Annotated in this window: 7 protein-coding genes and 2 rRNA genes; 3 read left to right on the top strand and 6 right to left on the bottom strand. The window is 34.3% G+C overall.

The window, feature by feature from the left end; genetic code table 11:
• Window positions 1-131 precede the first annotated feature (131 nt).
• Window positions 132-247: ribosomal RNA gene (rrf, locus tag AC1DS7_RS28425) — 5S ribosomal RNA — on the top strand.
• 14 nt (window positions 248-261) lie between these two features.
• Here rrf and AC1DS7_RS28420 read toward each other — a convergent pair.
• The 4 genes from AC1DS7_RS28420 to AC1DS7_RS28405 all read right to left on the bottom strand — a co-directional run bounded on the left by AC1DS7_RS28420 (window position 262) and on the right by AC1DS7_RS28405 (window position 4,174).
• A complete protein-coding gene (locus AC1DS7_RS28420) occupies window positions 262-1,338 on the bottom strand; it encodes a glycosyltransferase WbsX family protein (protein WP_002140175.1) in 1,077 nt (358 codons plus the stop codon).
• A 215-nt stretch (window positions 1,339-1,553) separates the two neighbouring features.
• Window positions 1,554-2,426 carry a class I SAM-dependent methyltransferase gene (locus tag AC1DS7_RS28415; protein ID WP_012260217.1) on the bottom strand — a complete coding sequence of 291 codons (873 nt, stop codon included), beginning with the start codon at window positions 2,424-2,426 and terminating at the stop codon, window positions 1,554-1,556.
• A 26-nt stretch (window positions 2,427-2,452) separates the two neighbouring features.
• Window positions 2,453-3,175, bottom strand: coding sequence for a class I SAM-dependent methyltransferase (locus tag AC1DS7_RS28410; RefSeq protein ID WP_012260218.1), 723 nt, complete (start codon window positions 3,173-3,175; stop codon window positions 2,453-2,455).
• A 204-nt stretch (window positions 3,176-3,379) separates the two neighbouring features.
• On the bottom strand, window positions 3,380-4,174 hold the full coding sequence (locus AC1DS7_RS28405) for a sulfotransferase family 2 domain-containing protein (RefSeq protein ID WP_088031330.1): 795 nt from the start codon (window positions 4,172-4,174) through the stop codon (window positions 3,380-3,382).
• 302 nt (window positions 4,175-4,476) lie between these two features.
• Here AC1DS7_RS28405 and AC1DS7_RS28400 point away from each other — a divergent pair, with 302 nt between their 5' ends.
• The gene (locus tag AC1DS7_RS28400; RefSeq protein WP_215601114.1) at window positions 4,477-5,421 is read left to right on the top strand and encodes an NAD-dependent epimerase/dehydratase family protein; all 945 of its coding nucleotides are present in this window, start codon (window positions 4,477-4,479) and stop codon (window positions 5,419-5,421) included.
• 40 nt (window positions 5,422-5,461) lie between these two features.
• Here AC1DS7_RS28400 and AC1DS7_RS28395 read toward each other — a convergent pair whose 3' ends face one another.
• Both AC1DS7_RS28395 and AC1DS7_RS28390 read right to left on the bottom strand, forming a co-directional pair.
• Window positions 5,462-6,238, bottom strand: coding sequence for a class I SAM-dependent methyltransferase (locus tag AC1DS7_RS28395; protein WP_059038016.1), 777 nt, complete (start codon window positions 6,236-6,238; stop codon window positions 5,462-5,464).
• 66 nt (window positions 6,239-6,304) lie between these two features.
• Window positions 6,305-8,236, bottom strand: coding sequence for a glycosyltransferase (locus AC1DS7_RS28390; protein ID WP_476999382.1), 1,932 nt, complete (start codon window positions 8,234-8,236; stop codon window positions 6,305-6,307).
• 513 nt (window positions 8,237-8,749) lie between these two features.
• Between AC1DS7_RS28390 and AC1DS7_RS28385 the strand changes: the two genes are divergently transcribed.
• Window positions 8,750-8,922 (top strand): 16S ribosomal RNA (locus AC1DS7_RS28385); the annotation flags it as partial.

The following is an 8,922-nucleotide window of genomic DNA, read 5'->3' as shown; positions in this document are numbered from 1 at the left end:
ATGATCAGGTTGATAGGTTCGAGGTGGAAGCATGGTGACATGTGGAGCTGACGAATACTAATAGATCGAGGACTTAACCATATAATATGAAGCTAATGTTATCTAGTTTTGAAGGAATATACCTTCATCAGTTTGGTGATGATGGCAGAGAGGTCACACCCGTTCCCATACCGAACACGGAAGTTAAGCTCTCTAGCGCCGATGGTAGTTGGGACCTTGTCCCTGTGAGAGTAGGACGTCGCCAAGCAATTTTAAGACGAGTCAGAATGACTCGTCTTTTTTGTATGCTTTCATACCTCTGTTAATTGCCTGCTTAACTCCTTCTAAATAGGCGAATCCATGCCTTTTATCTGGTTCTAAGTAAGTACCTTCTGCCCATTCATTCCACGCATTAATAAATAAAAACTCGCTGTTGTAAAGAGAATAGGTACGCTGGATTTGTTTGCTTAAATATATCGTGAACTTCCTAGGGGTAGAACCTAGGAAGATGCTGCTATTTAAGTCTTTGCGGCGTGCTGTATTGTCCCAGTCAACAAAGGCACCAGGAAATGTTTTTTTTTCTGGAGGAGATCGCTTTAGTATATACATCCACACTTTATCATAATCCCAAGCGTTTATTTGTTTACCAGACTCATATATTGTCTTATTTATGTCTGAAGAGCTATCATGAGCAATTGTATAAAAAGGCTCGAATTGAATGCTAGCATCAAATCCATTTATATTAGGAAGTGGAAAGCTGTTTAATGTTTCTGCAAAGTATATACCTTTCAAACCATTTTCTTGTGCGAGTGTATTCCAATAATGAAGCATTTGTTCACAATGAGGGATATGCCCAGGGCGATAAATAATGAATAGTGGTTTATCGTCTATACGGATATATCTCTCATCTTGGAAAGCTTGCAATAAATACTCAAAGTGTTCTTTCCAATCCGATAATTCTCCATAATTTTGAGGCATTAATATGTGACTATCAAGACCATCCCAAGTTTTTGTCCACGGTTCATTTGCCCAAGAAAGGCAAAATGGAAAATCTGGTTCCTTCATCTTAAGTACCTCATTAAAGGGTGCCTCCAATAGCCTCTTCCCTTTAAACCAGTAATGGTAATAACAAAAACCATATATGCCATGTGCTTTGGCGATTTCTGCTTGCCATTTTCTTACGGATGGGGTGGTTAAGTCATAATAAAAATCTTGATAAGGTTCTCTAGGTTGGTAATGTCCTGAAAATAAAGGTCGTGCACTTTTAGTATTTGTCCATTCAGTAAACCCTTTCCCCCACCATCGGTCATTTTCTTTTATTTGATGAAACTGTGGTAAGTAAAAAGCGATTATTTTCAAAATATATCCCCCTTATGTTCTTCGTAGTTCAAGTGGTGGGAAGTTACTTTTGATTTTTCGAATCTAGTTAAAACATGAGATATGTTATTTACTTACTGTGTTTATGCTGCATAATGAATTCTTTTGTGCAGTTTGCTTGATATGGAAATCTTTGATGATTTAATATATACGGCTGAGATACAAAGTGATCTTCATTATACAATGAGCGAAAAGAGTTAATCTTTTTGGAGAACAAATAGAGCTTGGGGTAACCGGTTTGTATCATCAAAAAAGTCCCGTAGCTTTAAATACTTCTCATAGTGGTTTTTAATATAAGTTCTAGGTATAACGGTTTCCCCATAGAAGCTACTGTTTCTAACGTCTCCAGCTCCCGTAGGGCTGTGGATAAAATTGCCGCTTTCATAATCCGAGATGGCACGATTTATATCTGGAAAAGCTTGAGATAAAGTTTTATGCCACCCAGTTTGAATTAATTCAGGGTGTTCCTTAAATTGTTGACAGAAATCGAGAAAATAGCGTGCTTGTGTTGTTGCGATGAAGATTCCACCTGGACGAAGAATTCTTGAAAACTCCTTTATCCAATTTTCTGCTGTTTCTTCGGATAAATGTGAGAATACAGAATAAGCGAATATGATATCTAATGAATTGTCATTAATAAATTCTACAGGAGGTTGTGGGGGAGCTATTTTATACCTGCCTCTTCCTAACGTTTCGTTGCAAAGGTTAATCATTACAGGATCTACATCAATACCAAGTAAATTTTTATGGCGAACATCTTTGAAAAAGAAGCGTATGATTCTTCCCCATCCGCAACCAAAGTCTAAAATTTTCCGTTCTTTATTCAAGGGAACGCCTAAATTATGGGCATATGTTTTTACAAGGCTATAAAACAAATATGCTTCATAAAGAGCATGTTCATAGGAAGCACCTACAAACTGTTGTTGAATTTCTTCGGAGGGGAACATAGGTACTGGGATGCCATTTATCTTTGTTTGTGAGCAACTTTGTATAAATAGATTAAGAAGTTCAACATCAGAAAGCGGGCTAACAAGGTTATCAAAATCACTTCCTAACTTAAAGTTATTCATTTGTTAACCTCCAAATTATATAGTGCCTAAAAATCATTTTCGTGTTTTTCACTAATAAAAACATGTAGAAATTCAGCATCTAACCCCAGTGATCTATCCTTTTGTAAATAAACAATGGTATACATATTTGCATGTGTATAAATATATTCAATCATATCTTGACCCCAATCAAATGTTACTAAAGACCCGTTCTCATCAATAGGATTACCATGATAAATTGGCTCCTCAATATATTCGATGCCTTCTTTATTGATTCTTGCTCTTTGTAAAGTCTTTGTGAGTGTATGATACCAAGGGACAGTAAACACATGAGCACCGCCAGGCTTTAATACACGCTCTATTTCTTTAAAGGCTTTGTTTGGCTCCATTACATGTTCAAAGACATCTTGAGTAATGAATAAATCAAAAGATTCATTTTGAAAAGTCATGTCTTCTAAGTTCTCGCATCTAATCCCTTGAAAGTATTGGCCGAGAGGGTAGTTTTTAAAGTATTGAGAGTATGTATAGTTTTTGCAGTTTTTTATTAGTAGTTGAGTTGTAATTCCTCCAGGAGAGGATTCGTGGATATGATAGGAACCCCATTTTGGAAAAAATGTATTTAAAACATGGATTAGAGCGCGCTGCCTTGGTATAGAGTGGCATGTAGAACATAAGTAGTGATCTCTAAGCCAATCATTATGCTCTATAAATGTAGCTTTCTTCTCACAAATAACGCAATATCCATTATTGTGCTTCAAATTACCTTCCACATGACATCACTCCTGTGTAAAAAAATGCATATGACACACACGTCAACAATCAGCGAAATCAAAGAGAGTGGGTGGAAATTAGGGAACTCATAAAAGTGAGATTGGTAGAATGGAATAATTAGCGGGAGAGAACCCCACGCTAATTAAAGTTTCACTTTATGCTATGCGATACATTCGCTTTTATTCATTGAAGAATGTATCGACTTAGAATATCCCTTTTGTGTACGGATACATTTCAAAGTCTTGTGCATATATTTCTGTAACTAAATCCATGGTTTCTTTATCATAAAAGCTTTCATATGTTGGAAAGCGGGGGAAGGATGCATCTGTAATGCTAAGTTCTGCATAGCTTCCCGTATAAAGCATCTTATGAGCACGATGATGATCTGAATTTATAAGAAGCGCTAAATTTGATTTAGTCAAATCGTACGTGTGTTCTATCTTGGTGATTTGTGTATTAAAATCTTCTAAAGGAATATAGTATTGGATGAAGTTTTCTTCACCTGGGACGTATTGCTGACTAAAATGTATATCTATTGCTAGGGAATTGGAATCGAATGCTTGAACGTAATATAAAAATTGTTTAAATGATATTCCTTGATTACTATATTTGTCATTATAAAAATAATGCCGGATACTTTCCCATTGAGGGCTAGCATATGGATTGTCAGCAAGCAATAAAAAGGAGCTGACGGCCCTTGTATAGGGATTCCGTACAAGTTTACAAACATCTTTTTTTGCTGTGAGAAGCCCATTTTGTAACTCTGGTATGTAGTTGGTGTTGTTTTTATACACCCAGAATTCATAGTAATGAATAAAGTCATGGTATTTCTTTGCTTCAGTAAATAATCCAATTTGAAAAAAGAACCAATTAGCTAAAGTAGTACATCCGCTTCTATGGCTCCAAAATAGTATAAGTGGAAAGTCTTTATGGAAATGTGGGATTCGATCTTTATGTAGGATTACATGATTTAAAAGCTCTTGATTTACATTCTTCATACATGTAGTGCTCCTTTTTGAAAGTTTTATTTATGGAGAAGGTTTTTAAATAGAATAAACGAGAATATGAGAAGGCAAGTTTTTACTAATCCAATATATTCATGGGAATGAGTAAATATTATGAGTGTTTTTGCGGTCATCTTAAATAAGGTATCGATTCTAAAAGGAAAATATAAAATAAAGATAATGAAAATTTATAAGGGGCATACAATTATAAGAGAATGAATAATAGAGGTGACCAAGTTCGTTTATTTGTATTTCTAGGTGTGATAAGCAAAAATCTTATTACTAGAGAGGATATTATGAGGAAGAATAATTATTTAATAGTAGGTGGAAATAGTTTCATTGGTATAAACCTCGCATTAGGTTTATTGAAACAAGGTCAAAATGTAAAAGTATTTTCCAGACATATAAATAATTTCCCTCAAAATATTATAAGTGAGGTTGAATTTATTAAAGGTGATTTAGCGAATGTTAAAGATATATATAAAGCTTTAGTGAGTGTGGATATTATTATTTATTTAGCTGCAACGTCTAATGTAGCAACTTCAATTGATGATGTTTTCGGAGATATAAACAGTAGCTTTTTTTTTCTTAACTTCATGGAAAGTGTTAAAAATTTTCCTGTTAAAAAAATTGTATTAGCATCTTCTGGAGGAACGGTTTATGGTGAACCGGAATATTTACCTATTGATGAGGAACATCCATTAAAACCACTTTCTCCTTATGGAATAACAAAAGTATCGCTTGAAAATTACTTGTACTTTTATAAGAAAAAATACGGAATTGACTATGTTGTATGCAGATATTCTAATCCATATGGAAAATATCAAAATCCTTTAAAGAAAGTTGGGGCAATAAATTGTTTTTTGTATCAGCATCTCAGTAATGAAAAGATTAATATATATGGGAATCCACAAGAGATTATTCGAGATTATATTTATATCGATGATTTAGTTGAAATCACTATACAACTATCACAATTAAATCGTTTGAAATCTTGTGTGTATAACATAGGGAGCGGCAAGGGTCTCTCTTTAAAACGAATTATAGTAGAATTGGAGAAATTAACGGAAAGAAAAGTGGACTTTACCTGCTATAAACAAAGGCAAGAAAATGTTCAAAAAATCATTTTAAATATAGATAGAGTAAGACGAGAATGTAATTGGGAACCGAAAATAGATTTCAAAAGTGGAATTAGATTAAATAAGCTATGGATTGAAGAGTTCTTATATAGTAAAAAATAATAAGCCATGCCCTACTTTTGTATCAGTAGAGCGTGGTTTATTATTTTATTTCTTTTTTTATTACCCAAAGGTCTTGATGTTCCCACCAAAAACCTTCAGTGTATTTTTTGATGACAGGGTTATAGGGTAATAATTTAATTTTGTCACATACGTAAGAGGGACTAACGATCGTTTGCCCATATTGATGAACATCTAAATCCAATTGTTCACTAGAAGGGAGAAACCAATAACCCTGTTTATTTAAATCTGGAAAGCTGAAGTACTTTTTACTTTGATAACCGTGAGTTGTGAAAATGAGTAAGCCTTCAGGAGAAACAGCATTATACAATGTTTGAAGCCAACGAAACCAAGTTGTATCAGGCATATGAGAAAAAAAGGATAGACAAAAGACGATATCATACGTAGACGAGGCCAATTTTACTTGTTCAGGTTCAGGGTGAGATAAGATAGAAGAAGTATTTAATGTGTTTTCAATAAAAGTAATAGCCTCTTCATGTATATCACAGGTAGTTATACTTAAGTTCGTTTGTGGGTTTAATAAATGACGTGTTACGCAGCCATATCCGGATGCGAATTCTAATAATTTAATTGGAGTGTCTATAGGGGGATAAAAGGAAGTAATTAAATCTAAGAGTGTTTCTGCGGATTTTCTCCCATCTTGAAAATAATAATCTATCGCTTCTTTTTTAGATGGGAAGACTGGATTAGTGACAAGGAATTGAAAGATATGATCCTCTGGATGGATACTTGCATTTACATTGTAGTTGTGTGCAATTTGAGAAAGCAAATCTTTATTTGCTTCTATAAATTCTTTCAAAGAGTAACCCCCCTTAAATGATAGTAACGTTTTACAAGAGATACTGATGGCGAATAAAATATATCATTAAATCTTCAAATATGCTTTAAGGTACTTTCTATATGTGTACATTTTCTTTTTTGAAATGTCGTCGATAGTAAAGGTTTCTTTAATGAAATTCTGCATTTGTACAACTTCACTGTAATGGGAATATGAATCTTCTGTTCTCGTTACGCTATTTGTATGTCGTCTATGATAGTTTAGCGGTTTTGGATTGAAATAAATGTTTCCCTCTTTAAGAATAGAAACATAGAAAAACCAATCACCAGCTACTTTAAACTTTTCTAATTGTTTTTCTGTTGTTTTTATATCTATATTTTTAAAAACTACACTTGAGACATTAGGTATGGTGTTTTTGATAAGTAATGTATCTTGTATTTCATCTATCCCTTTTCGGAAATAAGAACTTTTCCATTTTTCTTTATCAATATCATTTGTGTAATCTAAATAATGATTGGCTAGGATATTTCCTTGTTCATCTATTTGTTTTGATTGTGTGTAGCTTAAGGTAACATCACCATTTATATGAAACCCTTGTATTACTTCTTCTAAAAATGTCTGATCACATAAGTCATCGGCCTCTGCAATCCAAATATAATCACCGGTTGCTGCAGAGATGCCTTTTATCCATTGTTTAAATACAGAACCAAAGTTTTTATCATTAATAATCTGCTGAACTTTTAGGTGGGGCTTATTTTCGTTTGAGAGCACCTGTTCAAATATAGATATGCTATTGTCAGTAGAGGCATCGTCTAGGAAAATTAGTTCGTAAAGGGGATAGGTTTGGTTTAATATGGATTTAACTCGGTCAGATAAGTATTTTTCGTAATTATAGTTCGGTATGATTACGCTTATTTTTTTGTAATTATGATCAAGTAGGTTTAACAGTTGATAAATGTAATGAAGAAAGTTGAAATCTTTTTCAATAAGCTCTTGGCCAAAGCGCCCTTTTTGTAATCGTAATTCTTCATCTCCAATAAATTCATATATTCTTTCCAGCACCTGCGGTAAATTTAAAAAGTCTACTAAGGCGCCAGTTTGTTCCGTAACAACATCTTCAAAACCTCCAGCGTTTTTAAACCCTATAACAGGGACTTTTGTATCTAATGCTTCTAAAACAACGTTTGGAAAAGGATCTTCTCTTGAAGTTAATAAATATAAATCAGCCCCGGCGTTATATAAACCGATATCTGGAGTAGGCTCAACTAATGTGAAATGTGCTGTATATCTTGGGGATAGCGTGTTAAAGAAATGAACATCTGTTCTCCCGACCCAGATAAAATGAATATTCGTATGAACCTTTCTTACTGAGTAAGCAATAAGTGAGAATAAATCTATCCCTTTCCGATGATCAGCGAAACCGACTCCTAAAATGATTTTGCTATCTAGAGGCAGGTTGTGTTTTTTTCGTAATTCGCTTCTAGCTTTTGCAATATTGTTCTTATAAGGATTGTGGTTAAACAAGCCTTGAGGGAGGATGTGACATTTTTGATGATCTAATTGGGTGATTGTACGGAATTTGTCATACACGTACTGTGAAGGGAAGACAATTTTGTAAGCAAACTGGGCAATGTTTCTAGCTTTCCCCTCGGCAGAGTACTGTTGTATTAAATGCGGCAATTCATGTATTAATGAAATAACTTTTATATTGTGTTTAGCTAGCAATGCAACTATATCACCACTTATGACGGTACTACATATGGCGATGGTATAGTCTTGTGATAGTAACTTCTTTATTAATAATTCGACCCTTTTTTCTGTTGGGTAGTCTACCTCTAGGCAATAAACAGGACCATACTTTTGAAAATCGTGGATTAAAATGCCCGTTCCAATAGAAATAATGGCGACGGAGTAATGAAAGTTTTCTTTAAGAGCTTTAATAGTATGTAAAGAAAGCAGCTGTGCTCCGTGGAAATGGGCATCATGGGATACATAAATGATCTTCTTATTAACATGCATTTCATAACGCCTCCTAAGTTAATTAGATTTTTAGTAAATGCATGGTGTATTTATAATTCCTAGAGAGAAGTGGTAGGAGATAATTGTGAATGCAGCTGGAATGTACTCAAATAAAAAGTGCTACCTTTAATATATATTTGTTTGGCTTGCTATTCATTCTTTAGAAAGGTGTAAGTAAGAAAGTGTAAACTGTCGATTATGAAAGTGATTGCACCAGTTTATTAATCTCTAGGAACGGAGTATAAATGAAGAAGGTTCAATACCCTTTAGAATTTATAAAATAAAAAGGATAAAAAGTATTGACGATTAGGATATAGAGGTGTAATATAGAACAAGTCGCCGATGCAATAACGCAGAACGCGGCAAACAAAATGAAAAACCTAGTTGACATTAACTAACGAAGATGTTAACATAAGGGAGTCGCAAATGAGCGGCARACAAGTTCTTTGAAAACTGAACGAAACAAACAACGTGAACGTCAATTTTTATTTTTAGATGCTAGACAAACTAACTTTATTGGAGAGTTTGATCCTGGCTCAGGATGAACGCTGGCGGCGTGCCTAATACATGCAAGTCGAGCGAATGGATTAAGAGCTTGCTCTTATGAAGTTAGCGGCGGACGGGTGAGTAACACGTGGGTAACCTACCCATAAGACTGGGATAACTCCGGGAAACCGGGGCTAATA

This window comes from Bacillus sp. P4_E1 (genome assembly GCF_056401715.1).
Note: the sequence above shows the minus strand (reverse complement) of the source record. Positions and strands in the feature narration are given on the sequence as shown.

Excerpts from the sequence above, each read along its gene's own strand:
- AC1DS7_RS28400 (WP_215601114.1), top strand. The coding sequence starts at position 4,477 with ATGAGGAAGAATAATTATTTAATAGTAGGTGGAAATAGTTTCATTGGT.
- AC1DS7_RS28390 (WP_476999382.1), bottom strand. The coding sequence starts at position 8,236 with ATGCATGTTAATAAGAAGATCATTTATGTATCCCATGATGCCCATTTC.
- AC1DS7_RS28415 (WP_012260217.1), bottom strand. The coding sequence starts at position 2,426 with ATGAATAACTTTAAGTTAGGAAGTGATTTTGATAACCTTGTTAGCCCG.
- AC1DS7_RS28405 (WP_088031330.1), bottom strand. The coding sequence starts at position 4,174 with ATGAAGAATGTAAATCAAGAGCTTTTAAATCATGTAATCCTACATAAA.